Here is a 26259-nt window from a genome sequence, read left to right as displayed (position 1 = left end):
GAGGTGGTGACGGAGACCGGGTCCGGTCTGAACGGGCGCCGCCGTAAGCTGCACGGCCTTCTGGCCGATCCGGGAGTGGGGACGATCGTGGTCGAGCATCGTGACCGGCTCGCCCGATTCGGCGTCGAGCACCTCGAAGCGGCCTTCTCGGCCTCGGGGCGGTGTCTGCTGGTCCTTGATCCGGCTGAGACCGCCGATGACTTGGTGCGGGACGTCACCGAGGTCCTCACCTCGATGTGCGCCCGTCTGTACGGGCGGCGCTCGGCGAAGATGCGGGCCGCCCGGGCGGTCGCGGCCGCCACCGCCCCACAGGACGTGGCCGGATGAAGAAATTCACACCGCAGCCGGGCTTCACCGTGTCCGCGCACAGGCTGGCCCTGGATCCGAATGCCACGGCCATGGGTCGTCTGCATTCGCATGCGGGTGCTGCACGGGCCGCGTACAACTGGGCCATCGCTCATGTCACCGCGGTGTGGTGGCAGCGCAAAGCCGAAGTCTCGTACGGCATCCCGGAGGATGAGCTGACTCTGTGGCGGTCGTGGTCGCTGCCCTCGCTGCGGAAGGCGTTCAACGAGGACAAACGGACTGATCCGCGTTTCGCGGGGTGGTGGGAGGAGAACTCCAAGGAGGCCTACAACACCGGCCTGGCGAACGCGTCGGCCTCCTTCGACAACTACGCGAAGTCCAAGAACGGCAAGCGCAAGGGCGCGCGGGTGGGTGTTCCGCGTTTCAAGTCGAAGCGAAAGGCCCGTCCGACGTGCCGGTTCACGACCGGCACGATCCGTATCGAGCCCGGCGGCAGGCATGTCACCCTGCCCAGGATCGGCACGGTCCGCCTCCACGAGAACGCCTCCGGCCTGCGTGCACTCATTGATGCGGGCACCATGCGAATCCTGTCCGCGACGGTACGTCTGGACCGGGGGCGCTGGTTCGTCGCCTTCCAGGTCGAGGAACAACAGCCGCTGGTCGCCATCCCGTCGCCGATGAAGAAGCCCGGGTGCGGCGGCTGGTTGTACGCGGTGTTCTGCCAGGCCAGCGCCGTGCGATAGGTGGTGTCGTGGAGCAGCGTGGTGATCTTCGTGCTGGTCTCGTACGGCGTGGAGTAGATCCGCAGCGCGGTGTTGTCCGTGGTCGGCCAGACCACTTCCTCACGCCAGTCGCCGAACAGGTCGCCGGAGATCGCGGGGGTGGCCTTGGTCCCGTTGCCGGAGTGGACCGACGCCCCGGTCAGCAGCCGGGTGTCCGCGGAGGTGCCGTACTTGTCGATGTGGGTGCCGTCGAGGAGTTCCCTGGTGGTGTCGCCGTCCCACCAGGCCAGGAAGTTGGAGCTGGAGGGCTTCCGGCTCGCGACGACGGTGCCCTCGGGGTCGCGTATCCCGTCGGCCGCCGCCGACCAGGACTCGGCTCCGGCGGAACCGGACCAGATGTCGTCGCTGACCCCGCGTCCGTTGTCACCGTCGGCGGGCGTCGACCAGATGACCTGGCCGGTCCTCGCGTCCGCCATCCATGACGAGGGCTTCGAGCTGTCCTCGTCGACCTTGAACTCCTCCAGCCCCGCACGGGACGGGTCCAGGTCTCCGACGTGCATGGCGTCGCCGTGGCCGTTCTTCGTGGTCCACAGGGCGTTGCCGTTGTCGTCGATGGCCATGGCGCCGTAGACGATCTCGTCCTTGCCGTCGGCGTCGACGTCGGCCACCGAGAGCTGGTGGTTGCCCTGCCCGTCGTATCCCTTGCCGGAGTTGGTCGAGCTGCTGGTGTCGAAGGTCCAGCGCCGGGTGAAGGCCCCGTCCCGCCAGTCCCAGGCGGCGATGACGCTCCGCGTGTAGTAGCCGCGGGCCGTGATCAGTGACGGGCGGGCACCGTCCAGGTAGGCGGTCCCGGCGAGGAACCGGTCGACGCGGTTGCCGTAGCTGTCGCCCCACGAGGACACGGTCCCGCGGGCCGGGACGTAGTCGACCGTGCCCATGGCCGCACCCGACTGCCCGTCGAACATGGTGAGGTACTCGGGACCGGTCAGGACGTAGCCGGCGGAGTTGCGGTAGTCGGCGGAGGAGGAGCCGATGGCCCTGCCCTGCCCGTCGACGGTGCCGTCGGCGGTCTTCATGGCGACCTCCGCCTTGCCGTCGCCGTCGTAGTCGTACACCTGGAACTGGGTGTAGTGCGCGCCCGAGCGGATGTTGCGGCCCAGGTCGACACGCCACAGCCGGGTGCCGTCGAGCTTGATCCCGTCGACGATCGTGTTGCCCGTGTAGCCGGACTGGGAGTTGTCCTTGGCGTTGGTGGGCTGCCACTTCAGTACGAAGTCCAGTGCACCGTCGCCGTCGAGGTCGCCGACGGACGCGTCGTTGGCCTCGTAGGTGTAATCGACGCCGTCGGGGGTCGTGCCGCCGGTGGGCGGGCTGATGGGGACGTCCTTGTAGCCGGTGCGGAACTGGATCGCGTGCAAGGAGTCGGCCTGCTCGACGCCGCCGACGACCGCGCGCACCGTGTAGTCGGCGGAGTTGGGCGCTCCTTCGTGGAAGTAGTTCGTCGAGCCGGTGACCGGTGAGGCGTTGACCTTGGTGCCGGCCCGGTAGACGTTGAAGGAGATGTCGTCGGCGTCGGTGGCGAGCCAGCGCCAGCTGATCAGGTTGCCCGTGTCGGTGTGGACGCTGACGACGCCGCGGTCCAGCGCCTCCGCCTGGCGCACGGTCGCGGCGTGCGAGGTCTGTCCCGAGACGACCAGTCCGGCGGCGGCCAGCAGCCCCGCCGCCACCGCGCCGAGCAGCGAGCGGGTCCGGGTGGTGCGGCGTCTGCGGGAGGGGCGGGGATGCTCAGCAGCCATGGTAGGTGCCTTCCGGGTGGGGGGCGGGTTTCGTAACGTCAGTGACCGCCGGGCCCGGAAAGGTTGCCGTGCGCGCGTGCCCGGATCGCGTCAGTGCCGGGTCGGCGGCCTCACCCGTACGGCCTCGCGCGGTGGCGGGCCGGGCGCGAGGTGCGCAGGCTGTCGGGAAAGCTGCCGATTCGCTGGGGTGGCGGAGCCCGATGGGGGTGCGACGTGTCGGACGCCGGTGGACCGGTCCCGGGGACGATCACGGGCGACGTCATGGCGGTGGCGCTCCTTGACACCCTGTTCAGCCAGTCCACGGTGGGACTGCACGTACTGGACACGGAGTTGCGGGTGGAGCGCGTCAACTCGCTGTCCGACGCGGTCGACACGGAGCAGATCGTGGGTCTGCACTTCACCGAGGCGTACCTGCTCGATGATCCGGACGACGCGGAACAGCTGCTGCACGGGGTGCTGGAGAGCGGCGTGCCCGTGCTCGACCGGGTGATCCGCGGGCGGCTGATGCAGGCGCCGGGACCCAGTCGCAGCCTGATGGTCACCCTCCACCGTCTGGACGGCCCCGGGGGACACCCGCTGGGGGTGCTGGCTGCCGTCGTCGACGTCAATGAACGGGAGAAGGCGCGCTCCCGGGCGGACTGCCTGACGGCCGTGCGCAGGGAGGTGGGCCACTCCCTCGATGTGGCGGCTACCTGCGAGGGCCTGGTCGCGGCCCTGGTGCCGCGGTTCGCCGGTTTCGCCGTGGTCGAGGTGGTGGACGAGGTCCTGCGCGGTTCACCCCCTGCGAACGGTCCGCTGGGACCCGATGTCCTGCTGCGCCGCGCGGCGCAGCGGGGGCTCGGCGGTGACGGTACGGCCGGGGACATGCGGCGGCTGCCGGACCGTACGCCGTTCGCGCTCGCCGTGAACGATCTGCGCCCCCGGCTGTCCGCGCTCGGCCCGGACACCCCGTGGCTGGCCGCGGATCCCGAGAGCGCGCGGATGACCGAGGTGTCCGGGGCGCACTCCCTGATCGTGGTTCCGCTGAAACTGCACGGCACCGTCCTCGGTCTGGTGAGCCTGTACCGGTTCCCCGGCGCCGAACCGTACGACGAGGACGATCTCGCGCTCGCGCTGACGGCGGCGGCCCATGCGGCGCTGAGCATCGAGAACGCGCGGCGCTACGAGCGCGACCATGTCATCGCCTCGACCGTCCAGCGCAGGCTGCTCCCCCAGCACGACGGTGCCCGGGTCGCCGTCGAGACCGCGCATGTGCTGCTGCCGGGGCGTAACAGCGGCTGCTGGTTCGACACCATCGGGCTGTCCGGTGCGCGTACCGCGCTGATCATCGGCAATGTCGAGGGGCACGGTCTGCTGACCGCCATCACCATGGGGCAGCTGCGCACGGTGATCCATGCGCTGGCCGGTCTCGACCTGGAGCCCGACGAGGTGCTGGCCCGGCTGAACGACACGGCCGACCGGCTGGCGGAGGAACGCAGGTCGCTGCCGCCGGGCGACTCACTGCACAACCAGTCGCTGACGGCGACCTGCCTGTACGCGGTGTACGACCCGTTCGCGCGGACGTGCACCGTGGCACGGGCCGGGCATCCGGCACCGGTCGTCGTCGCGCCCGACGGCAGCCCGGTCGCTCTGGACGTACCGGAGGGGCCGTCACTCTTCTCCGCCGACAGCGCCCCGTTCGCGACCACGACGGTCGAGCTCGGCGAAGGCAGTGTGCTGGCGTTCCTCACCGGTTCGCTGCTGCCGGACGCCCGGTCCATGGCCGGGGTGCAGGACGCGCTCGCCTATCCGGACCGCCCGCTGCGGCAGCTGGCCGACTCCATCGTCTACAGCCTGCCCGCCGACGCCCACCCGGACGGTGCCGCGCTGCTTCTCGCGAGGACCGGCGTCGTCCCGCCCGACCGGGTCGCGACCTGGGAGCTGGCCCACGACCGCACCACGCCGTCGATCGCCCGCACGCTGGTCCGGGACCGGCTCGAAGGGTGGAACCTCGACGAGGAGACGATCGAGGCGACCGAACTGATCGTGAGCGAACTGATCACCAACGCGGTCCGCTACGGAAACCCGCCGCTGCACCTGCGGCTGCTGCTGGACCGCACCCTCACCTGCGAGGTTCACGACACCAGCCCGGTGGCGCCCCACCTGCGCCATGCGCGCACGGTGGACGAGGGCGGCCGAGGCCTGTTCATCGTGTCCCAGCTCGCCACGCACTGGGGCACCCGGTACGGCGCCGACGGCAAGGCCCTGTGGACCGAGCAGGAGATCCCGGATCCCGAGGGCGGTTCCTGACGGACCGGCGTCCGGCGACACGGGTGCGGCGCACCGCGGCCCGGTGGGCCGTGGTGCGCCGCGGTCAGGGAGCGGGCGGCAGCCCCGGGTCCGGGGGCGGCCGTCAGCGGTCAGCGGCGGCCGTGGTGGTGGCCCCACGACTTCGAGTCGACCTTGTGACCGTGTGCGTCCTTGAGGGTCGCCGTGTCGCTGTTGTCCCAGACGTGGCGGCGGAGGTCCTGGTAGACATCGCGGCTGTTGTCGCGGCCGGCCCCGGTGTGCACGCGCACCGAGGAGCGGCCGGCCAGACGCAGGTCGAAGCGGTAGCTGCGGTGGCTCTCGTCACTGAGGGTCCAGCCGCGCAGGTTGACCGGGCTGCGGCCGGTGTTGGTGACGGTGACCCATTCACCGTTCAGGCTCCGGTTCGAGCCGTTGTCGCGGCCGGGGCTGTCGTACTGGATCTTGCCCAGGACGACGGCCGGGCGCGGGGCCGGCTTGCCGTGGCCTCGGCCGTGACCGTGGCCGTGGCCGTCTGCGGTCGCCGGAAGAGCGGCGGCGGCCACGAGTGCGCCGGCAGCGAGAACGGTGGCGGTGATCCGCCGTGCGGAACGGGACATGAAGACCCCTCAGATGCAGGCCCGGGCCGTGCGGTCCGGGCGTTGTTCGGTCCCGGCGTGATGCCGGGCAGCCACACTCTGGCCCCGTTGCCCGGTCCATGGACATCGCACCGGTCCGTGTTACGAAGTGCGGACATTTCCGTCACACGCGATTGCGGGCTCCATGCACCGAAATCTCCGGGTACCTGTCAATTCCTGTCCGCTGCATCCAGACGTACGGCACCGGGTTGACGCGGCCTGCGCCCCCGCGCCGCCGTGGCGTCGAGCCCGCACGGGGACGGCGGATCAGCTCCCGGAATCTGTAACAGCCACCGCTTGGCCGGATACGAACGCCCGTTCCGTTACCCCGGGGACGGGCGCACGGACGTTCTCCCGAACGCCGGACGAACCGGTGATCGCCCCGGCCCGCATCACGCTGGTCGTGCTGCGCGGGACCGCCCGCACCCCGCAGTCGCTGGACGCGTTCCGGGCCGAGCCGGCGGGCGCGCGGCACGGGCGCCGCCGCGGTACGTGGCGCGGCACTTCGGTGAGGGATGAGGCTGGAGCGTGCCGTCACGGCCCGGCGGTTCGGGACGTCACGGCGGTGGGGCGCCTCCCGGACCAGCCGAGCAGGACCACCGAGCACACGGCTGCGAACGCGCACCAGGTCGAGATGAATTCCAGCCGCCACAGGGCGGCGCAAACCGCGGCCCCGACCCCGGCCAGCACCCCGAGCCACCGCAGCCACCGGTCGCCGGACAGCAGCAGCGATCCGACGGTGGCCACGAGATAGCCCGCGACGAGCAGGCCGGGGCGCGGCAGATCGAGCACATAGCCGAGGGTGTGCCCGCGGATCTGGGCGGCCACCGGACGCACGGCCAGGCCGTACCCGAGTGCGGCGGACGTCGCGGCCCCGGCCACCAGCGGCAGCACCAGCCACCGCCGGGCGTGCGAGGGCGCCGCGCACCACACCCCCAGCGGCACCCACAACGCCAGCACCGGCAGCGCGATGACGGCCCAGGCCACGGTGGCCGGGCCGGTGCCGCCGTTCGCGTGCCAGACCGCGGACTCGATGATCTGGTGGGCGCCGAGCAGCAGCGGGAGCGCGGCAAGTGGCAGGTCCCGGACCCGGCGCGTCCGTACGACACAGGCGACACCGATCGCCGCGACGGCGCTGCCCGCGGCAAGATCTGCGGTCGCGCTCCAGCACATGGCGTCCCCCGCGGGCTTCTCGTATCCGTGAACCGGTGTCCTCGCCGGTCACGCTACGGCCCCTGCGGCGGGCGCGGGCCTGGACACGGCATCTGCCCGGCCGGGCTCAGGCCGTCGCGTCCGACCAGGCGTACGGCGGTGGCACGGGCCCGTCCGCGGGCCCCGCGCCGGCCTCACCGATCTCGCGGTCGGCCACGCTCATCAGCTGGGCCGCGACATCGCGCATCGCACGGCTCGCCGCGACTTCGTCACCGATGGTGGGAACGTCCGGATCCTGCGGACTGCAATGGGCAACCCCGTGGCCGGTGAGTCTCGCCGTGCCCGTGTCCAGCACCGCCTCCGCCTTCGTCGCGCCGCCGTCCTCCTCGGACACGTCGACGCGCACCGTCCACTCCTGCGTCCGGTTCATCGCACACCTCCCGGCCCGCGCCGGCCGCCGTCCGACGCCGCCACGCGGGTTCACTCCCAGCATCCACCCAAGCGGCACGCCACGCCCGTTCCCGGCCTGCGGGAGCAGCTCGCCCTGCGCCGATCCCCGCACCGAAATAGGATGCAGGGAGCCACGTCCGGGAGCAGCCGGGGCGCGGCCCGAACCCGGATGAACGCTGACCTCCCGGACCGTCCCGCCACGACAGACCCTGTGGTGCGGCTCGCCACCACACGCACTGCGGAGCGGCCCATGAACCGGCGTCGTCCTCCCCGCTCGGCCAGTGCCGAGGAGTTGCTGACCACACTCCAGCACCTGACGTCCCGTGCGCGCCGCGAGGTGGAGCTGCACCAGGCCCGGGTGGAGCTCGCCGAGGCCCTCCAGAGCGAGATGCTGCCCTCGTCGCTGCCATCCCTGCCGGGGCTGCGGACCGCCGCCCGCTACACACCGGCGCGCAACGGTCTGGACATCGGGGGCGACTGGTACGACGGATTCCGGCTTCCGGACGGTTCGCTGGCGTTCGCCATCGGGGACGTACAGGGACACGACGTCGAGGCGGCGGCCTTCATGGGCCAGATCCGGATCGCGATGCGCGCGCTGGCGGTCACCGCGGCCGATCCGGGCGAAGTGGTGCGCCGGACCAATGAGCTGCTGCTGTCCGTGGACTCCGGGCTGCTGGCCACCTGCACCTTCGTACGGGTTGATCCGTTCACCGGGGAGCTGCAGAGCGCCCGGGCGGGCCATGTCGCCGCGGTGTGGGCCACGGCGGACGGGCGGTCGGGCACCACCGAGGACGAGGGCGGCCTGCCGCTCGGGATCCAGAGCGGTGAGGAGTACCCGGTCACCACGCGGCGGCTCACCACCTCCGGGGCGTTCGTGCTGCTGACCGACGGAGTGATCGAGGGGCCGTCCTACTCGATCGACCAGGGGCTGGATGCCGTGGTCCGGCTGGTCCGCTCCCGGGTGTGCGACGACGCGGGCGAGCTGGCCGACGCGATCCTGGGGACGGCGGAGCACACCGGGCACCAGGACGACGCCGCCGTGCTCGTCCTGCGGCACGAGGCGCTCCCCGCCGCCCCCGGATGACGCGGCCCTCCGCACCGGCGCGTGTCACGCAGCCACCTCCCACCGGGGCCGGTGTCTGATGAGAACCGTGATCCGCAGCGAGGAGTACCGGCGTCCGGCTGTGGCATTACTGCGCGTCCTGGCAGTCGCCGCCGCCTACTACGTGTCCGGGGGGCTGGGGCTTCTCGAGCAGCTCACCGTGCACGGTGCGGTGGTCACGCCGCTCTGGCCGCCGACCGGCATCGCCGTGGGCTGTCTGCTGTATCTGGGTCCGCGTATCTGGCCCGGGATCGCTCTCGGCTCGCTGCTCGTCATCGCCACGCTCAGCGGCTCGGTCTCGACGTCCACGATCGCCGTCGTGGCGGGGAACACCCTCGCACCGGTCTGCGCCTACCTGATACTCCGGCGGGCCGGCTTCCGTAGCGAACTGGACCGGCTGCGCGACGGTGTCGTGCTGGTCTTCCTGGGCGCGATGGCGGGCATGGTCATCAGTTCGTCCGTGGGAACCGCCATGCTGGTGGTCGACGGCAAACTGCCCGTGAGCGCGTTCTGGTCGGTGTGGGCGGCATGGTGGTCGGGCGACGCCATGGGGGTGCTCGTGGTCACCCCGGTGCTGCTGGCGCTGCGCAAGGTGCGGATGCCCCGGCTGGGCGACCGGTGGGCCGAGGCCGGCGCGCTGCTGGTCGTCGCGGTCGTGGGTACCGTGCTGGCCACCCGGGGGCCGCTGTCCATGCTCTATCTGGTGTTCCCGATCCTCATCTGGGCGGCGCTGCGCTTCCAGCTGGCGGGCAGCGCCCCGTGCGCCCTGCTGGTGTCCGTCCTGGCGGTGGTCGCGGGGGCCGACCAGGTGGGTCCGTTCGCCGGCCACACCATCGTCGAGGTGATGATCAACCTCACGGTCCTCAACGGTGCGGTGGCGCTGACCGCGCTGCTGCTGGCCGCCGTCGTCGCGGAACAGCAGAACGTCCGCCGCAGGATCGAGCATGCCTGCGAGGAACTGGCCGATGTGGTGGACCACCTCGCGCCGGGCATGTCGGCGGCCGCCTGGCCGTCCCGGGCGAGGGACGAGCGCGAGGGACGCTGACGCCGCCGACCGGGGTCAGCGCGGGAAGTGCCGGTCCAGGAAGTCGTTGCGGAAGGTGCCGGCCGGGTCGTACCGGTCCATCAGCTTCTCGAAGTCGGGAAAACGTCCGTACAGCGTGCGCAGGACGTCGGGGGCGGTGGTGAACACCTTGCCCCAGTGCGGCCGCGCCCCGAACGGCGCCAGCGCCTCCTCGATCTCCCCGAGCACCGGCTTCACGGCCTCGGTGTCCGGTACCCAGGTGAAGTGGAAGGCCACCGAGTCCCTGCCCGACGCGGGGCTCAGCCACAGGTCGTCGGCCGCGACCGTGCGTATCTCGGAGATCTGCAGCAGCGGGGCGATCCGGTCGCGGAGCCGTCCCAAGGCCTCGTAGGCGGCAGCGGCGTCCTGCCGGGCCACGAAGTACTCCGACTGCAGCTCGTCCCCCTTGCTCGGGGTGAACTCCAGCCGGAAGTGCGGCAGCCGCCGGTGCCAGGGCCCGACGGCGCCCTGCTGCCGGGTGCAGTTGCCGGCGGGCACACCCGCGATCGGATGGCGCGGGCCGTCGGCGAGCCGGGCACCCAGCCACTCACCGGAGGCCTGCCGCGCTCCCCCGCTCCCGACCCGCTCCTTGAGCCACACCTGGCCGACCGGTCCCGGACTCCAGTCGGTGAAGACGCTGACGCTGTACGCCGCCGACAGCACCTCGTCGAAGGCGCCGGTCAGCCTGGACTCGGGCAGATCCTCGTAGACCCACTGCCGCACCTCGAAGGCCGGCACGACGTCCATCGTCAGCCGGGTCACCACCCCGAGCGCGCCCATGGACACCACGGCTCCGGGAAAGTCCGCGTCCCCGCGGCGCAGCGACACGGCCCCACCGTCGGCCGTGACCATGTCCAGGGCCCTGACGGCTCCCGCGAGCGAGCGGTTGCCCACACCCGAACCATGGGTTCCGGTCGCGCAGGCGCCAGCCACCGAGATGTGCGGGAGCGAACCCAGGTTGTGCAGGGCGAAGCCGCTCTCGTGGAGCTCTCCGGCGAACTCGCCGAAGCGCAGCCCGGCGCTCACCGTCACGGCGCCCGCCGCAGGGTCGACCTCGACGACGCGGGGCAGACCGGCCACGGAGACCAGGTCCCCGCCGGTGTCGGCGACGTCGTTGAAGGAGTGCCGGGTACCCAGTGCACGCACCGCGGTGGAAGCGGCCACCGTCTCCCGCAGTTCGGCCTCCGAGCGGGGGACGCACAGCCGCCTCGCCCCGAACGTGACGTTGCCGGCCCAGTTCTTCTCCGCGGGAGTCACCGTGCGTCCTCTTTCACTCGTGGCCGGGCAGTCTCCCGGCACCGCATTCTCCCAGACAGCGCCGCGGACCCGACGGGCGAGCAGGCCACGCAGACCAACCGCCTGAACACGTAAGGTAGTTGGTGCAGCGGCGGTACATATCCGCACACCGCCCGATTGTGGTGTGTCCCAAATACCAACACCCCCGCACAGAACCTGTGATCCAGCACGGAACGGGACGAGTTCCGGCTCACGCCGCATGTCTGAACTTCGCTGGAACTCCAGCGAAATGGCACGTGTGTGGATATCGTGCACCGAGCGAGGGCGCATCCGTCAGTCCACAGGATCGGCGGATGCGCCCCGTTTGTGGAGATGCAACTGTGACTGGGGGGTTCATGGGGCATGTCGAGCTACCCGAAACCGAAATCTCAGGACCCGTGGGACTGGCGGGGGCGCCTCGTCCACGGACCGCTTCGAACCGGCCCCGCAGCCAGGAGTTCGACCGGCTGCCGCAGGTCCCGACCGTACAGCGCGAACGGTCCGGCCGGCCCGGTCCGAAACGGAGACCCGGCCGGTACCTGCCGCTGGTCATCTGCTTCGACCTGCTCGGCCTCGGACTTCCCGGCTGGCTCGTGCTGCGCACCGACGGGGAGCCGAGGGCCCTGGCCGGCGCGGTCGCGGCAGCGCTGGTGTGGGCCGGTGTGCGGGCGGCGCGCGGCCGGTACTCGCTCCGGGCGCCGGGCGGGGCGCTGAGCACGTCCGGGGACTGGCTGCTGCTCATCGGTGTGCTGGCGGTGCTCTGGACCGCGGCCGACGGATCCATCGATCCGTCGGCGGCGGTGGTGGCGCTGATCCCGGGGCTGCTGGCGACCACGGCGGTGTCCGGAGTCCGCCGGCTGCCCCGGTGGGGGACGCGGCGGACGGCCCGCCGGGTGCTGGTGGTCGGTGAGGCCACGGGGGTGGACCGGGCGGTACGGCTGCTCGGATCCCGTGCGGACCACGGCTATCTCGTGGTCGCGGCGGTGCCGGTGGGAACAGCGGCGCTGAGCTGTGACGCCCCGGTCCCCGGGCGGCTCGCGCCCGCGCCCGCCGACGACGACGCCTCCACCGTGCTGGGCGCGGCCTTCGCGCACGAGGCCGACCTGGCCCTGGTGATACCGGGACCGGGGCTCGCCGAGGAGCGATTACGGCGGCTGTCCTGGGGGCTCCACGACGGCGGACTCGACCTGTCCGTGCTGTCGCACCTCTCGGAGATCGCGGCGGACCGGGTCCGTCCGGCGTCGGCTGCCGGGCTGACGCTGCTGCATGTCGTGCCGCCGCTGCGGCGGGGCCCGCAGCCCGCGCTCAAGGCCGCGGTGGACCGGACCGGCGCCGCCCTCGGCCTGCTGGCCCTTGCCCCGCTGCTGCTGCTGGTCGCGGCGGCGGTCCGGCTCACATCGAGCGGTCCCGCCCTCCACCGGCAGACCCGCCACGGACAGCACAACCGGCCGTTCACCATGTGGAAGTTCCGCACGATGGTGGCGGACGCCGACCAGCACCGGGCGCGGCTCGCCACCTCCAACGAGAACGACGGCCCGATGTTCAAGATGCGCCGCGATCCCCGGGTCACCCGCATCGGCCGGCTGCTGCGCCGCTCGTCCCTCGACGAGCTGCCCCAGCTCTTCAACGTCCTACGGGGTGACATGTCCCTGGTAGGCCCGCGTCCGCCGCTGCCGGACGAGGTGTCCCGCTATGACGAGCGCGAGCTGAGACGGCTCGCGGTCAAACCGGGGCTGACCGGCCTGTGGCAGGTCAGCGGGCGTTCCGACCTGTCCTGGCAGGAGACCGTGTCGCTGGACCTCTGGTACGTCGACAACTGGTCGGTGGCCACGGACATGGGGCTCATGGCCCGTACGCTGCGCGCCGTCACCGACGGCCGCGGGGCGTACTGAGAGCGGCGGCGCCACATGCCAGGAACGGAGAGGGGCCGGGTGGGCGGCGCGACGGCGTCCGCCCTCCCGGCCGGGAGCGCCGGTCCCGGCGGCCGGTCAGACCTGCGCGCCCTCCTGTTCCAGCCACCAGGCGTAGGTGCCTGCGATTCCCTCACGCAGCGCGATCCGGGGTGCGAAGCCGAGGGCGGCCAGCCGGGACACGTCCAGCAGCTTGCGCGGGGTGCCGTCCGGCTTGCTCGTGTCCCAGTCGACCTCTCCCTGATAAGAGGTCACCTCGGCAACCATCGAGGCGAGTTCACGGATCGTCAGGTCCGCTCCGGAGCCGACGTTGACCGGTTCGTCACCGTCGTAGCGCTCCAGCAGCAGCACGCAGGCGGCGGCCAGATCGTCGACGTGCAGGAACTCGCGCCGGGGGCTTCCGGAGCCCCAGAGCGTGACGGCCGGTGCCCCGCTCCGCCGCGCCTCGTGAAAGCGGCGGATGAGCGCCGGCAGGACGTGCGAGCTCTCCAGGTCGAAGTTGTCGCCCGGTCCGTAGAGATTGGTCGGCATGGCGCTGATGTACGAGACGCCGTACTGCCGGCGGTAGGACTGGGTCTGCACGATCCCGGCGATCTTCGCGAGCGCGTACGCCTCGTTGGTCGGCTCCAGCGGGCCGGTCAGCAGGGCGCTTTCGGGGATGGGCTGCGGTGCGTGCTTGGGATAGATGCACGACGAGCCGAGGAACAGCAGCCGTGGGACACCTGCGGCGTGCGCCCCGGCGATCACGCTCAGCTGGATCCGCAGATTCTCCTCCAGGAACTGCACCGGGTAGCTGCTGTTGGCCATGATCCCGCCGACCTTGGCGGCGGCCAGCACCACGGCGTCCGGACGGGCCTCCCGCAGAAAGGCCGCAGTCCGCTCGGCGTCGCGCAGGTCCAGACGGTCACGGCCACGGGTGATCACCTCGTGGCCTTCGGCGGTGAGGCGGCGCGCCACCGCCGAGCCCACCAGACCCCGGTGGCCGGCGACGAACACCCGGGCACCGGGCCGCAGCAGGGACGGGACGAATTCCTGGGAGGGGCCGGGGAGATCAGTCGTCATGGCTCGGATTGTGCCAGCAGCTCCACGACGCGGTGATGTTTTGCCGCAGATCGCACAAACTCTGAAATTTCGTCGGCCAACAGCCTTTCGGGCGACCACAGAAGGAGGAGACGTGACGAAGACCGCGCTCATCACCGGCGTGACCGGACAGGACGGTTCGTACCTGTCCGAGCTGCTGCTCCACAAGGGATACACGGTCCATGGACTCATCCGCCGTTCGTCGAGCTTCAACACCGAGCGGATCGACCACATCTACCAGGGCCCCGAGGAGGAGAACCGCTCCTTCGTCCTGCACCACGCCGACCTCGCCGACGGTGTCGCCCTGGTGAACCTGCTCCGCGACATCCGGCCCGACGAGGTCTACAACCTGGGCGCGCAGTCGCATGTGCGGGTCTCCTTCGACGCCCCGCTGTACACCGGCGACATCACCGGGCTCGGCACCGTCCGCCTCCTGGAGGCGGTACGCGCCAGCGGCATCGACACCCGCGTCTACCAGGCGTCCTCCTCGGAGATGTTCGGCGCCAGTCCGCCGCCGCAGAACGAGCGGACACCGTTCCACCCGCGCAGCCCGTACAGCGTCGCCAAGGTCTACTCGTACTGGTCGACCGTCAACTACCGCGAGGCCTACGGGATGTTCGCGGTCAACGGGATCCTCTTCAACCACGAGTCCCCGCGCCGCGGCGAGACCTTCGTGACCCGGAAGATCACCCGCGGGGTGGCCCGGATCAAGGCCGGCCTGCAGACGCATCTGCACCTGGGGAACCTGGACGCGGTACGCGACTGGGGTTACGCCCCCGAGTACGTCGACGCAATGTGGCGGATGCTGCAGTGCGATGCCCCGGACGACTACGTGGTCGCCACCGGTGAGGGGGTCAGCGTCCGGCAGTTCCTGGAGTACGCCTTCGAGCACGCCGGTCTGGACTGGCGCGAGCACGTCCTGTACGACGCCAAGTACGAGCGGCCCAGCGAGGTCGACGCGCTGATCGGGGACGCGTCCAAGGCGGCGGAGCTGCTCGGCTGGAAGCCGGCGGTCAGATCGCAGGAGCTGGCCCGGATCATGGTCGACGCCGATGTCCGGCAGCTGGCCGACCAGCTGACCGGAGCGGCCGTGCGGGTGGACCGGTGAGATACCCCGGGACGTCTCAGACGTACCCGCGGCGGGCACGTACCGGACGAACGGCATCGTCCGGTCGCTCGCCGGGGCGAACGGGGTCGTCCATGCGGGCGGCACGTTCACCGGCGGCCGCGAGCCACACGCTCGTGCCGGTCACCGGCGCGTGGACCGAGTCGTCCGTCACCTACGACTCCCGGCCGTCGCTCGCCATGACGGTGCTCGGGACCATCTCCGGCGCCACCGAGGTCTCCACCGGCCACTCGGTGCACCTCTCCGCGCCGGCGCCGGGCGGGGCCCTGGGCTCCGCCTGCTCACTCGCCCTCACCAGCAGCGGGACCGACGGTCTGCGCATCTGGTCGAGCGAGGTCGCAACCGCGGCCTGGCGGCCGCAGCTCGTTCTCACCTTCGGAGCTGAATGATGAACGAAAGTACGGGGCGCAGACGCGGGGGGCGCGGCCGGCTGCATGCCGTGGCCGCGGCTCTCTGCCTGCTCGCCGGGGCCCTGAGCGCCGCCGCTGCCGGGGGCTCCCCGGCCACGGCACTCACCGCGCCGGTCTCGCTCACCGCCGACGACCTCTCCACCTGGCAGACCAACGGCATCGTCTGGTCGATGGCCGCGACGGACGACGGGGTCGTCTACGCGGGCGGCACCTTCTCCACCGTACGGCCGCCGGACGCGCCCGCCGGGACGTCCGAACAGCCCGCGGTGAACTTCGCCGCGTTCGACGCCGCGACCGGTGCGCCGACCGGCTGCAGTCTGTCGTTCACGCTCTCCTCGGGAACCGCCACCGTGCGGGCCCTGACCCTCTCGCCGGACGGCAAGACCCTCTACGCCGGCGGTCAGTTCGGGGCGGTCAACGGGGTCGGCGTGAGCAACATCGCGGCGGTCGACACCGCGACGTGCACCCCGCGCACCAATTTCAAGGTCGCCGTCTCGGCCACCGTCCGGGCGCTCGCCGTCACCGACGACACCGTCTATCTCGGCGGTGACTTCAACAGCGTCGCGGGGCAGACGCGGAACAAGTTCGCCGCTGTCACCACGGGCGCGGCGCTGAAGCCGTGGACGGCCAACACGGACGAGGTGGGCCGGGCCGTCGAGGTCACTCCCGACGGGCAGCACGTGCTGATCGGCGGCGACTTCTTCACCGTCAACGGCACCGCGTCGCACGCGCTCGCGGTGGTGAACGCGACGACGGGCGCCCTGGACAAGAGCTATCCGGGCTTCATCCCGAACACCTCGACCGTGCAGGACCTCACCGCGGACGCCACCCAGTTCTACACCGCCAACGAAGGCACCGGGGGCGGTGTCTTCGACGGCCGCATCGCCCTGGACCTGGGCAGCTTCCAGCAGGTGTGGCGGGACACCTGCCTCGGTGCCACGCAGGCCATTCTGGTGCACAAGAGGGTGCTCTACAGCGGCAGTCACGCCCATGACTGCGCGTCCATGGGTGAGTTCCCCGACCAGCCGCGCAAGCATCTGCTGGCGCAATCCGTCGACGACCCGAAGCTGCTGCCGTGGTTCCCGGACACCAACGACGGGATCGGGGAGCCGGTCGGGCCCCGCTCGATGGCACAGACCGACAAGGGCGGGCACCACTACCTGTGGGTGGGCGGCGAGTTCACCACCGTCAACAGCTCACCGCAGCAGGGGCTGACCCGCTTCGCCGACGGCCCGGACACCGGGGCGCCCTGGGTGCCCAACGTCAGCGTCTCCACGGTCGCCCCGGACAAGGTGGACGTGAACTGGCAGACGAGCTTCGACACGGACGACGGGGAGCTCACGTACCGGATCTACAAGGACGGCGCGAGCACCCCCGTCCACACCACGACGGGCTACTCGGTGTTCTGGGACCGTCCGCAGCTGCGGTGGACCGACACCGATGTGGCACCGGGCGAGACCCACACGTACCGGATCAGCGCGAGCGACGGCACCAACACCAGCGCCAAGTCGCCCGCCGTCAGCGCGACCGTGACGGCGAAGGCCGAGAGCTACCCGGCCAGGGTGCTGTCCGACGGAGCGAGCCTGTACTGGCGCTACGACGAGGGGACCTCCACCTTCGCCGCCGACACGAGCGCGGGTCTGGACAACGGCTTCCTGCGCAGCGCACCCTCCTACCGGCAGACCCCGGCGGCCGTGTCCGGGCCCTCGACCGCCATCGGGTTCAACGGAACCACTCAGTACGCGTACAGCAACCGCAGCCATACCCAGACCTCGAAGTTCTCCGTGGAGACCTGGATCAAGACGACCACGACACGGGGAGGGAAGATCATCGGCTTCGGCACCAACACCCTGGAAGTCAGCGGCAAGTTCGACAAGCATGTGTACATGCTCAACAACGGGCGCCTCACCTTCGGCACCCACAACGGCGGCGGTCAGACCGTCAGCACATCCGGGGCCTACAACGACGGTGCCTGGCACCACGTGGTCGCCACCCAGGGTTCCGGCGGCATGGCCCTGTACGTGGACGGACAGCTCCGCGCCTCGAATGCGCGGTACACCACGAACGAGAGTTATCCCGGCTACTGGCGGGTGGGCGGGGACAACCTGGCGAGCTGGCCGAACCGGCCGACGAGCAACTTCTTCGCCGGTCAGGTCGACGAGACCGCCGTGTACCCGACCGCGCTGACCGCTGCCCAGGTCAGTGCCCACTACGCGTTGAGGACGGGCGGATGAGATCTCCGTTCCTGGCCGGCGCCGTCGTCGTGCTCACGACGGCGGCGCTGGCCGCCTGCGGCTCGTCGTCCGACAACGGCACCGAGAAGGCGGCGGGCGCGGAGCCCGCCGCCTCGGCGGGGCCGGTGGCCGGTGCTCCGGCACAGGGGCGCGCCTCCGCGCCGGCCGGCCCGCGGGCCTCGCACTCCAGTGAGCCACCGAAGACACCGACCGACGAACTCACCCCGGCCACCGGCACGTTCACCAAGAAGCAGAAGGAGTACCTGGTCGACCGGGTGCCCAGAGGCATGGACCCGGCCGCGGTGCTCCAGACCGGGCAGGAGACCTGCGACCGGCTGACGTATCTGGTCAAGGTCGACCGGGACACCGCGACCGGCGCCGTGGCCACGGGCGAGATCGCCGCCGCGAAGCCCGCCGTCGCGCACCTGTGCCCCCAGCACAAGGGGCTCGTGGAGCGGGCCTCGCGGGCGTACGCCGACGGCACGCACAAGGGCGCGCAGCTCCGGCCGGGCCACTACCGCGATGTCACACCCACGAAGAACTGCGGCTGGGAGATCACCGGGGCGAACGGCAGGGTCCTGGCGTCGGGCTCGTCCGGCGACGGGAAGCGCAGCGGCATCACGATCCCGGAGGCGGCCCGCGCCTTCACCTCCACAGGCTGCTACGCCTGGCTGCCGGAAGGAGCCGACGGATGAACAAGCTGCCGATAGCCGTGGCGATTCCCACGAAGAACGAGGGGCTCAATATCGCGGAGGCGGTGAAGTCGGTACTCGGCCACTTCGAGGCGGTCGTGGTGGTCGACTCGCACAGCACGGACGACACGGCGAAGATCGCCGCGGAGTGCGGGGCCGAGGTCGTCATGTACACCTGGGACGGCGGCCACCCCCGGAAGAAGCAGTGGTGCCTGGACCATGTCCGCACGGACCTGGACTGGATCCTGCTGCTCGACGGCGACGAGCGGCTGAGCCCGGGTCTGCTGGCCGAGCTGCGGCAGATCTTCGCAGACCCTGGGGCGGCGAGGCCCGCCGCCTACGACATCCCCCTGGGGTACTGGTTCTCCGGGAAGCGGCTGCGGCACGGCTACACCATCCGCAAGCGGTCGCTGACCGACCGCACCCGCAGCCGGTACCCGGAGGTGGGGGATCTCGACGCACCCGGCATCGGCGAGGTGGAGGGCCACTACCAGCCGGTCGCGGAGAGCGCGGGATCACTCCGCAACCCGATCGAGCACCAGGATCTGGACCCGGTGACCGCCTGGTTCGAGCGCCACAACCGGTACTCGGACTGGGAGGCCTGGCTGGAGCACCATCCCGAGGTCAAGGAACAGGTGCGCAGGGTCAAGTCCCGTCAGGGGCAGCTGTTCCACAAGGCGCCGTTCAAGCCGCTGGTGTCGTTCGCGTACATGTACGTGTACCGGCGGGGCTTCCTGGACGGGCGGGCGGGCTTCGACTTCGCCCTGGCGATGAGCTTCTACCGGTGGCAGATCGCTCTCAAGTCACGGGAGGCACCGGCTCCCTGAGTCAGTGGCGCTTCCGGCGGACCACGTCGTCGTAGGTCCGCCGGAGCGTCCGTGTCACGACGTCGATGGTGAAGTGCTCACCGACCAGCTCCCGGGCGGCCTGCCCCGCCTCGGCGTTGGCCTTGGGCTCCAGCAGTTCCAGGACGGCCCGCGCGACCTTCTGCGCATTGGCCGCGTCCTCACCGGCCCGGCTGTCGATCACCCGGCCCGCACCGGCCCGCTCCACGTCGGGCCCGAGGCCGCAGGTGCGGGTGATGACCACAGGGGTGCCGACGGACATCGCTTCGAGAACCGAGACGCCGAGCGGTTCCTCGATCGACGGCAGGACGTACACATCGGCCTGCCGGCCGGCTGCCAGCACCTCTTCGTGGCCGAGCGGTCCGACATGGTCGAGGGAGTCCAGCACGCCGAGAGTGCGGGCCAGCCGGAGCGTGCCCGCGAGTGCCCCGGTGTCCGGGCCTGCCAGGACGAACCGGGCGTCCGGGTGCTCGGCCAGGACGGCGGGCATCGCGGCGACGAAGTCCTCGGGGCGCTTGCGCTCCTGGATCCGGGCGAGGAAGAGCACCGTCGGGGGCCGCGCCGGGTCCCGTTCGGCCTTGCGCTCCTGCGGCCGTACGCCGTTGACCAGGCGCACCGTCCGGGTGAGCGCCACCGGGGCCGCGACGGCGTTCACATCGACGCGCTCGCTCTCGGTGAGGTGCAGCACGGCGTCCGCGCCACGCAGCACCTTCCGTACGCCCAGCAGATCGGTCAGCTGCGCCACCCGCTTCTCGGTCGGATCCACCATGCCGTGCGTCTGGACGACGAGCGGGGTGCCCGATGCCAGGGCCAGCAGGGCGGCGGGCAGCGTCACCAGATCGCGCATCAGGTGCACATGGACGACATCGGCGCCGCGCATCATCCGGCGCGCGGCCAGCAGCAGCGCCCCCGAGGTGATGCCGCTGACCTCGAACACCGGCAGCAGATGGCGGGCCCGGAAGAGATGCACGGGTACCCCCTCCACCTGCTGCGGCAGCGGGCCGTCGAAGCCGTCGCCCAGTGCCATGACCCGGGCGTCGTCCCCTTCGGCGCGCTGGACCTTCGAGAGGTTCAGGGCGACCCGGGTCGGCCCGCCGAAGGCGTGGTCCGGGGTGTGCAGTGTGACGATGTGCAGGATCTTCACCAGGTTCCCCTCGACCTCGGCAGCTGTTCACAGAGTAGTCATCGCATCACCTCAAGTGGGTTGATTCGTTAGAGTGTTCATACGCTCGCGGAACGGGGAACAGATGACGTCCGTGCACGGGGTGACCCCGCCCGCTCCAGTCCGGGAGAGCGGTCCGCGCAGCCCGGTCGAGCCGCCCGCCAGGCCCATGTCCTGGGCGATGCTGTCGCGGGCCATGGCCGTGCCGCTCATCCTCGGACTGGTCTGCTTCCTGCCTGCGCTGATCGCCGCGCAGCCCGGGACCGGCCTCCGGGACACCGCGTACTGGCTGCAGCTGGTGCTGACGTGCTACTCGGGGGCGCGGCTGGCGACGATGATCCTCTCCACCCGGCGACGGCTGCTGCAGGGCGTCTTCTGGATGTTCGTGTACATCGCGATGGGGGTGGCCCCGTTCGCCCAGGCCGTCATCGGGCAGACCCCGACACCGATGGTCGGGCCGCGCTCCGACCTGGTGACCGCCATCGCGCTGGTGCTGGTGGGGTGCGCGGCGTTCGACCTCGGGGCCCTGCTGGCGTCCCGGCGTCCGCTGCGCGTGCGTGCCGCGTCGCGCGGGTACGGCGGCTCCGCCACCGCGCACCCGGTCCGGCTGCGGCTGCTGGTGCTGCTGGCGTTCGCGGCCAGCGGGTACTACGTGCTGAAGCTCGGCGGCCCGGCTGTCTTCTTCTCCAGCAGGCAGGAGATCAGCGCCTCGGTCGCGGACAGCGGGGTCGCGTCCGGCGGGTCCAATGTGGGTTCCGCCTTCCTCAAGGGGTTCGGCACGGTGCCGGCGCTGCTCGCATTGCTCTTCTTCACCCGGCGGCTGGTGACCTCGCGCCTGGCCCGGCGTGCGCCGTCCACGGTCCTGGTCTGGTTCGCGCTGGTGGTCGTGAACCTCGTCGTGAACAACCCGATATCCAATGCCCGTTACTGGTTCCTGACCGTGCTGGTCTCGCTGCTGTTCACCGCGTTCCCGAGCAGCGCGGCGATGTACCGCTCGGTGCTGGCGACGGGGGTGGTCGGGGCCCTGGTGCTGTTCCCGTACGCCGACCGGTTCCGCTACGACGACAACGGGTCCCGGCCGGTCCAGTCGTCCTCGGTCTTCGAGCCGCTGGCCACCAAGGACTACGACCAGACGGTCATGTTCGCCAACGCCGTCTCCTGGGTGGACACCCGGGGCCACACCTACGGCCGCCAACTGGCGGGGTCCGCCTTCTTCTTCGTGCCCAGGGCGGCGTGGAGCGGGAAGCCGGAGGACACCGGGGTGCGCGTCGGCCAGTGGATGGGGATGAACATGACCAACCTCTCGGCGCCGATGTGGACCGAGCTCTGGGTCGACTTCGGCGCCCCGGGCATGATCGGCGGCTTCGCCCTGCTCGGGTACGGGGCAGCGCGCACCGACCGCCGGTACGCGCGGGCGGTCTCGCGGGACGGCCCGGGGCCCGGCAGTGTTCTCGCCGTCGCCGCCCCGCTGATCGCCGGATACACCTTCATCCTGCTCCGCGGCCCGCTGCTCCAGGCGGCCGGGAAGCCGGCCATCGCTGCGCTGTGTCTGGCCCTGGTCACGAGTTTCAGGGACCGGAACGGACAGCGGTCGCGCTGACCGGGGACGCTCCCGCCGCGCCGTGACGGGTCAGCCGCACCACCCGGGTCCAGGTGGCGATCGCCTTGCAGACGGAGCCCAGGCACAGGCCCCAGGCCGCGCCCGGCACGCCGCCGAGCACATATCCGCCGGTCAGGAAGGCCACGGCGGTGAGCGAGAAGACCACCTGGATGGAGAGCGTGGTGCGCGGGTCGAGCAGCCGCAGCGCCAGCAGTCCGCAGGTGCCGACGGCCATCGCCGCATACTGGCTGCCGGTCGCGGGGAGCAGCGCCGCCGCCGTGGGCCAGGTGTCGCCGAGCAGGTGGCGGCCCGCCGGTCCGGGCAGCAGGGCAAGGACGGTGGCCCAGCCCGCGGCGGTCAGGGCCAGGACGGCAGCCAGGGCGGCGGTGGCCCGCACCCTGAGCCGGTCGGTGGCGAGCCGTCCGAGCAGCGGTGGGCCGAAGCCGGTGGCCGAGGTGAAGAGCACGTTCAGCGGGCCGAAGAGAGTGGTCGCGCCACGCAGCGCGCCGACGACGAGGGGGTTGCCGGCCACACCGAGCGCGAGCACGGAGAGCTGGCTGGTCGCGTTGCCCACCCCGAACTCGACGACGAACCGCCGCCCGAGGTGCCCGCGCCGGAGCAGGGGGCCCAGCCGCACCGGGGTGCCGGCCGTCCTGTGGTGCAGCAGGGTGACGGCGAGCAGGAGCGCGGGCAGTGCGGAGAGCCCCCAGACGGTGACGAGCCGGGCCGCCGATGTGGCGTGCGGCTGCACGGCCAGCGCGCCGAGCACGCAGACCAGCCGGAGTGCGTCGGCGGCCAGGGCCAGGTGCTGCGCCTGGAGCGTGGCGAAGGCGTAGCGGGCCGTGTCCTGGCCGAGGACGACGGGCAGGACGAGCCCGAGCATCATCAGGGCGCGTGCGGTGTCTCCCGGAACCACCGCGCAGACGGCGGCGAGCAGGCCGCCGAGGACGGCCGAGACGAGCAGCGTGAAGGCCGCAGCCGACCGGCAGGCGCCGCGTGTCCCGTCGTTCACGCCACGGTGCAGCACCAGCGGCTGTCCGGTGTAGGCGCCGAACACGCCGAGCAGCACGGTGAAGACGAGGTAGACGCCGGAGAACCGGGCGAAGTCGGCGACGGTGGAGAGTCTGGCCGCCGCCACCAGGACCAGGATGTTGGTGAGCGCCGCCACGCCCTGGTCCGCGACCGAGCAGACGATCGCGGTGCGTGCCTTCATCTGCGTCCCGCGGGTCTGCTGTGGTCTCCGCCGCCCGGCCTGTTGCCGCTGTGCCAGGTGCCGGGACCCTCGTCGAGGGTGCGCAGGCCGAGCGTCTCGGCGGGGTCGCCCGGGCGGGCGCCGCCGTCGGTCCTGTCGGTCCTGTCGGTCCTGTCGGGCTGTCGGCGGTCCTGGCCTTCGCGCTCCCGTCCCGGTGTCTGCCGGTTGCGGGCCCGGCGTCTGGCGGCCTTTCTGCGCGCCCTGCGCTCCAGCCTGCCCCGGCCGGGGTGGAGCAGGGTGCCGAGCACGGCCCCGCCCGCGGCGCCGATGATCTCGCGGATCCGCTCCAGGTCGCTGCGGTGCACCTCGCGCGGGTCGCAGACGACCACGACGCCCTCCACCCGGTCGATGAGTGCGACGGCGTCGGCGTACGAGAGGACGGGCGGGGCCAGCACGATGACGACGGCGCCGGGCCGGCCGCCCTCGGCGAGAATCACCCCGACGGGCGCGGAGGTCAGCGCTCGGGACACATTGTCCATCCGGCGGCCCGCGATCAGGGTGAAGGCCCCCGACCCCGGCACGTCCACGTTGGTCGGGCTGTCCGACGGCCAGCCCCGCCCGTCCCGATCCGCGGCCCAGCGGGGCCGGGCGACCTGTGCGGCCGCTCCGAGGTCCCTGGCCAGTGACGGGGTGCGCAGATCGGCTTCGACGAGCAGGACGTCACGGCCCATCTCGGCGAAGGCGGCGGCCAGGTTGGCCGCCGCTGCGGCGGCCATGTCGTTGTCCCCGCGGGGTGCCGTGACCAGGAGCCGGCGGCGCTCGGCGAACGACGGGTCGTACGCGAGCCGGAACGCCACCGCCCGGTACTCCTCGGCCAGCCGGCTTCCGCTGCGTCCGATGGCGAGCAGCGCACCCGTCGCGGCACGTTCCCTGGGCAGGGTGCCGAGCAGCGGGGCGCCGAGCGAGCGGACGAGTTCCCTGGTGGAGCGGACGGCCGGGTCGAAGACGAGCCGTACCCAGGAGAGCAGCAGGCCGAGCGCGAGTCCGACGACGCCACCGAGTCCGAGGAGCAGAGGCAGTCCGGCGCCTGCGGGGTGCTCCGGCGCCACCGGCTTCTTGTTCAGATAGCCGGGCGTGGTGTCGAGGGCGCGCAACTCCGATATTTTCTGGCTGAGTTCGGAGATGGAGACAATGATGTTGGCGCGAGCGCTGGTGACGTCGTTGCCGACGGTGCCGGTCTCCTGCTCGGCGAGCCGGTCGCGCTGTTCGGTGAGCGGCTTCAGCTGGGCGCGGTATCCGTCGACCATGTTGTCGATGCTGTTCTCGGTGCGCTCGCGGCGGATCTCCAGATAGGCCTCGGCGAGCGCCTGGGCGCGCGACCTGGCCTGTTCGGGAGTGCGGGCGGTGTAGGCGAATCTGAGCACCAGGGTGTTGGGCGGGTTGGTGACCTGGAGGCCGGACAGCAGCTTCCCGACTTCCACCCGGTCGCCGTGCTTGACCAGTGAGCCGACGGCGACGGTGCCCACCGCGTCGCTGACGGCGGTCTGGCGTTCGGAGCCGATGTTGATGCCCTTGTCCGCCGATGCACCCGCGGCGAAGGGGTCCGAGGCCGCCGAGCGCACGGCCACCTCGCCGGTCGCGGTGTAGGTGTCCTCGCCGCCGAGCGCGAGCCAGCCGCCGCCCAGCAGTCCGACGACCACGCCGCACACGAGCAGGACGCGGTAGCGGAGGAGCTGCCGGAACTGGTCCCGCAGGAGCGCGGGTTCGTCCTGATCCTCCGGGGTGCGGATCGGATGCGTCATCGGCGTGGTCCCCCTCGGTCGTCCTGAAGTACCTCGGTGAGCAGTGCGTCGAAGCGGGCGAGACCGGCTTCCCGGCCGAGATGGCGTGCCACGTACCGGGGTCCGTGTGCGCCCAGTTCGCCGGCGGCGGCCGGCTGCTCGACGAGCTTGCGGACCGCCGCGAGCACGGCAGCCGGGTCCTCGGGGGCGACGAGGAGTCCGGCGCCGGAGCGCTGCACCTCCTGGGCGGTACCCCCCTCGTCCGCCACCGAAGCGACGACGGGGCGGCCCGAGACGAAGTACGAGGTGAGTTTGGAGGGCACGCTCATGTCGAGTACGGACGCGCGCTGTGTCACGGCGAGGACGTCGGCGGCGGCCAGCACGTCGGTGAACTCCTCGGCGTCCGCCGCCGGCAGGAAGTCGAGGTTGGACAGCCCGGCCGCGCGGGCCAGCAGGGCCTCTCGCTGGTTGCCGTCGCCCATCAGCACGACGCGGATCTCGGGGGCGAGCCTGGCCGCGTCGACGAGGACCTCCAGGCCCTGTTTCAGCCCCATGTTGCCGGAGTGCAGGACGACGGGGGTTCCCTCGCGCCAGCCCAGACGTGCCCGGGTGGTGGCCCGGTCGGCCGAAGGTGCCTGTACATGGGTCCAGTTGGGGACCAGCCGGATGCGGCCGGGGTCGACGCCGTAGGCCGTGACGCGGGGGACGAAGCTCTCGTGGATGACGCCGACGAGTGAGGCGGCGCGCAGCGCGTACCGCTCCGCCGCGGACGCCGCCGCAGCCGCTCGGCCGCCGCCCCGGATGCCGCTCTGCGCGGCGGCGGCGCCCATCAGGTCCTGCACGACGGGTATGTACGGGACGCGGTGGCGGCGGGCGAGCCGGGCACCCAGGACACCGCCGGCGAGGCTCGGCATCTGGGAGATCACCGCGTCCACCCGCACCTTCGGCGGTGAGACCAGACCGTGCGCGAGGACCGAAGCCTCGAACGCCGCTCTGCGCAGGGCACTCTGACGGGGCGGCACATAGTGTCTTCGCCGGTGGACGGTCACGCCCGAGCGTTCCTCCGCGGCCCGCCACACCCCCCGGTACTCCGCCTCGGTCCGCCAGGACGGGTAGTGCGGCATGCCGGTGAGCACATGGGTCTCGGCCCCGGACGCGGCCCAGTGCTCGGCGAGTTGTGCGGCGTACGGGCCGATTCCGGTGAGCTCCGGCGCGTAGTTCGTCGAGACCACCAGCAGGCGGCGGTGCCGGAACCGCCGGTGCGGATCTGCGTCTGGCATCGGACGACGACCTTCCCCCCGGAGCCATCTGTGTTCCCCCCAAGGAACAGCCCCAAAAGTGAGCTTATCCGTTCACGAGATGCGCAAGTGGTCTTCACAGTAAGGTCGTTGCACGATCAACACCGATACCGATATCCCACCGGACCGGATGCCATGTCCGGAAACCTACCGGCGGGAC

General features: G+C 71.6%; 20 protein-coding genes and 1 pseudogene. 11 read left to right on the top strand and 10 right to left on the bottom strand.

All coding sequences use genetic code 11. The annotated features are described in order from the left end of the window. On the top strand, positions 1-327 hold a 327-nt coding region (locus ACFVW8_RS15565), incomplete at its 5' end, for an IS607 family transposase (protein WP_389690078.1). Between the two features lie 634 nt (positions 328-961). Here ACFVW8_RS15565 and ACFVW8_RS15560 read toward each other — a convergent pair. Continuing rightward, positions 962-2824, bottom strand: a pseudogene (locus ACFVW8_RS15560) (rhamnogalacturonan lyase); the annotation flags it as partial. A 213-nt stretch (positions 2825-3037) separates the two neighbouring features. Between ACFVW8_RS15560 and ACFVW8_RS15555 the strand changes: the two are divergent. Then, entirely contained in the window at positions 3038-5113 is a 2076-nt protein-coding gene (locus tag ACFVW8_RS15555) for a SpoIIE family protein phosphatase (RefSeq protein ID WP_389690077.1), read from the top strand. Between the two features lie 110 nt (positions 5114-5223). Here ACFVW8_RS15555 and ACFVW8_RS15550 read toward each other — a convergent pair whose 3' ends face one another. The 3 genes from ACFVW8_RS15550 to ACFVW8_RS15540 form a co-directional block, all read right to left on the bottom strand. Then, a complete protein-coding gene (locus tag ACFVW8_RS15550) occupies positions 5224-5709 on the bottom strand; it encodes a lamin tail domain-containing protein (protein ID WP_389690075.1) in 486 nt (161 codons plus the stop codon). Between the two features lie 552 nt (positions 5710-6261). Beyond that, positions 6262-6900 carry a DUF6629 family protein gene (locus tag ACFVW8_RS15545; RefSeq protein WP_389690074.1) on the bottom strand — a complete coding sequence of 213 codons (639 nt, stop codon included), beginning with the start codon at positions 6898-6900 and terminating at the stop codon, positions 6262-6264. A gap of 106 nt (positions 6901-7006) precedes the next feature. Further along, positions 7007-7309: a DUF1876 domain-containing protein gene (locus tag ACFVW8_RS15540; protein WP_389690072.1), complete on the bottom strand. Its 303-nt coding sequence runs from the start codon at positions 7307-7309 to the stop codon at positions 7007-7009. Positions 7310-7579: 270 nt separating this feature from the next. Between ACFVW8_RS15540 and ACFVW8_RS15535 the strand changes: the two genes are divergently transcribed. Then, positions 7580-8413: a PP2C family protein-serine/threonine phosphatase gene (locus ACFVW8_RS15535; protein ID WP_389690070.1), complete on the top strand. Its 834-nt coding sequence runs from the start codon at positions 7580-7582 to the stop codon at positions 8411-8413. Positions 8414-8480: 67 nt separating this feature from the next. Continuing rightward, complete coding sequence (locus tag ACFVW8_RS15530) at positions 8481-9476, top strand: MASE1 domain-containing protein (protein ID WP_389690084.1); 996 nt, start codon at positions 8481-8483, stop codon at positions 9474-9476. Positions 9477-9491: 15 nt separating this feature from the next. Here ACFVW8_RS15530 and ACFVW8_RS15525 read toward each other — a convergent pair whose 3' ends face one another. Further along, a complete protein-coding gene (locus ACFVW8_RS15525; protein ID WP_389690068.1) occupies positions 9492-10751 on the bottom strand; it encodes an FAD-binding protein in 1260 nt (419 codons plus the stop codon). A 416-nt stretch (positions 10752-11167) separates the two neighbouring features. On the opposite strand from ACFVW8_RS15525, the gene ACFVW8_RS15520 reads away from it, so the two are divergent. After that, complete coding sequence (locus ACFVW8_RS15520; protein WP_389690066.1) at positions 11168-12661, top strand: exopolysaccharide biosynthesis polyprenyl glycosylphosphotransferase; 1494 nt, start codon at positions 11168-11170, stop codon at positions 12659-12661. A gap of 96 nt (positions 12662-12757) precedes the next feature. On the opposite strand, the gene ACFVW8_RS15515 is transcribed toward ACFVW8_RS15520, so the two are convergent. Continuing rightward, positions 12758-13741 carry a GDP-L-fucose synthase family protein gene (locus tag ACFVW8_RS15515; protein ID WP_389690064.1) on the bottom strand — a complete coding sequence of 328 codons (984 nt, stop codon included), beginning with the start codon at positions 13739-13741 and terminating at the stop codon, positions 12758-12760. Positions 13742-13853: 112 nt separating this feature from the next. Here ACFVW8_RS15515 and gmd point away from each other — a divergent pair, with 112 nt between their 5' ends. The 5 genes from gmd (at position 13854) to ACFVW8_RS15490 (ending at position 19048) form a co-directional block, all read left to right on the top strand. After that, a complete protein-coding gene (gmd, locus tag ACFVW8_RS15510) occupies positions 13854-14867 on the top strand; it encodes a GDP-mannose 4,6-dehydratase (RefSeq protein WP_389690062.1) in 1014 nt (337 codons plus the stop codon). A gap of 92 nt (positions 14868-14959) precedes the next feature. Further along, positions 14960-15274 (top strand): hypothetical protein, encoded by a 315-nt coding sequence (locus ACFVW8_RS15505; protein WP_389690060.1) that lies wholly within the window; start codon positions 14960-14962, stop codon positions 15272-15274. Continuing rightward, entirely contained in the window at positions 15274-17529 is a 2256-nt protein-coding gene (locus tag ACFVW8_RS15500; protein ID WP_389690058.1) for a LamG-like jellyroll fold domain-containing protein, read from the top strand. The genes ACFVW8_RS15505 and ACFVW8_RS15500 overlap by 1 nt, the downstream gene beginning before the upstream one ends. Beyond that, positions 17526-18224 (top strand): hypothetical protein, encoded by a 699-nt coding sequence (locus ACFVW8_RS15495; RefSeq protein WP_389690056.1) that lies wholly within the window; start codon positions 17526-17528, stop codon positions 18222-18224. Before ACFVW8_RS15500 ends, ACFVW8_RS15495 begins: the two co-directional genes overlap by 4 nt. After that, positions 18221-19048: a glycosyltransferase family 2 protein gene (locus ACFVW8_RS15490; protein WP_389690054.1), complete on the top strand. Its 828-nt coding sequence runs from the start codon at positions 18221-18223 to the stop codon at positions 19046-19048. Before ACFVW8_RS15495 ends, ACFVW8_RS15490 begins: the two co-directional genes overlap by 4 nt. A gap of 1 nt (position 19049) precedes the next feature. Here the strand turns inward: ACFVW8_RS15490 and ACFVW8_RS15485 are convergent, their stop codons facing one another. Further along, a complete protein-coding gene (locus ACFVW8_RS15485; protein ID WP_389690052.1) occupies positions 19050-20210 on the bottom strand; it encodes a glycosyltransferase in 1161 nt (386 codons plus the stop codon). A 103-nt stretch (positions 20211-20313) separates the two neighbouring features. Here ACFVW8_RS15485 and ACFVW8_RS15480 point away from each other — a divergent pair, with 103 nt between their 5' ends. Continuing rightward, a complete protein-coding gene (locus ACFVW8_RS15480) occupies positions 20314-21828 on the top strand; it encodes a hypothetical protein (protein ID WP_389690050.1) in 1515 nt (504 codons plus the stop codon). Here the strand turns inward: ACFVW8_RS15480 and ACFVW8_RS15475 are convergent. From ACFVW8_RS15475 to ACFVW8_RS15465, 3 genes are read right to left on the bottom strand one after another with little or no spacing between them, the layout of a single operon-like run. Next, on the bottom strand, positions 21797-23041 hold the full coding sequence (locus tag ACFVW8_RS15475) for a hypothetical protein (RefSeq protein WP_389690049.1): 1245 nt from the start codon (positions 23039-23041) through the stop codon (positions 21797-21799). The two genes, ACFVW8_RS15480 and ACFVW8_RS15475, sit on opposite strands and share 32 nt — an antisense overlap. After that, a complete protein-coding gene (locus tag ACFVW8_RS15470; protein ID WP_389690047.1) occupies positions 23038-24822 on the bottom strand; it encodes a lipopolysaccharide biosynthesis protein in 1785 nt (594 codons plus the stop codon). The genes ACFVW8_RS15475 and ACFVW8_RS15470 overlap by 4 nt, the downstream gene beginning before the upstream one ends. Beyond that, positions 24819-26081: a glycosyltransferase gene (locus ACFVW8_RS15465; RefSeq protein WP_389690045.1), complete on the bottom strand. Its 1263-nt coding sequence runs from the start codon at positions 26079-26081 to the stop codon at positions 24819-24821. The genes ACFVW8_RS15470 and ACFVW8_RS15465 overlap by 4 nt, the downstream gene beginning before the upstream one ends. Positions 26082-26259: the final 178 nt, after the last annotated feature.

Origin of the sequence: Streptomyces sp. NPDC058221 (assembly GCF_042882365.1) — a bacterium.
Lineage (GTDB): Bacteria > Actinomycetota > Actinomycetes > Streptomycetales > Streptomycetaceae > Streptomyces.
This window is presented reverse-complemented; position numbering and strand designations above follow the sequence as displayed.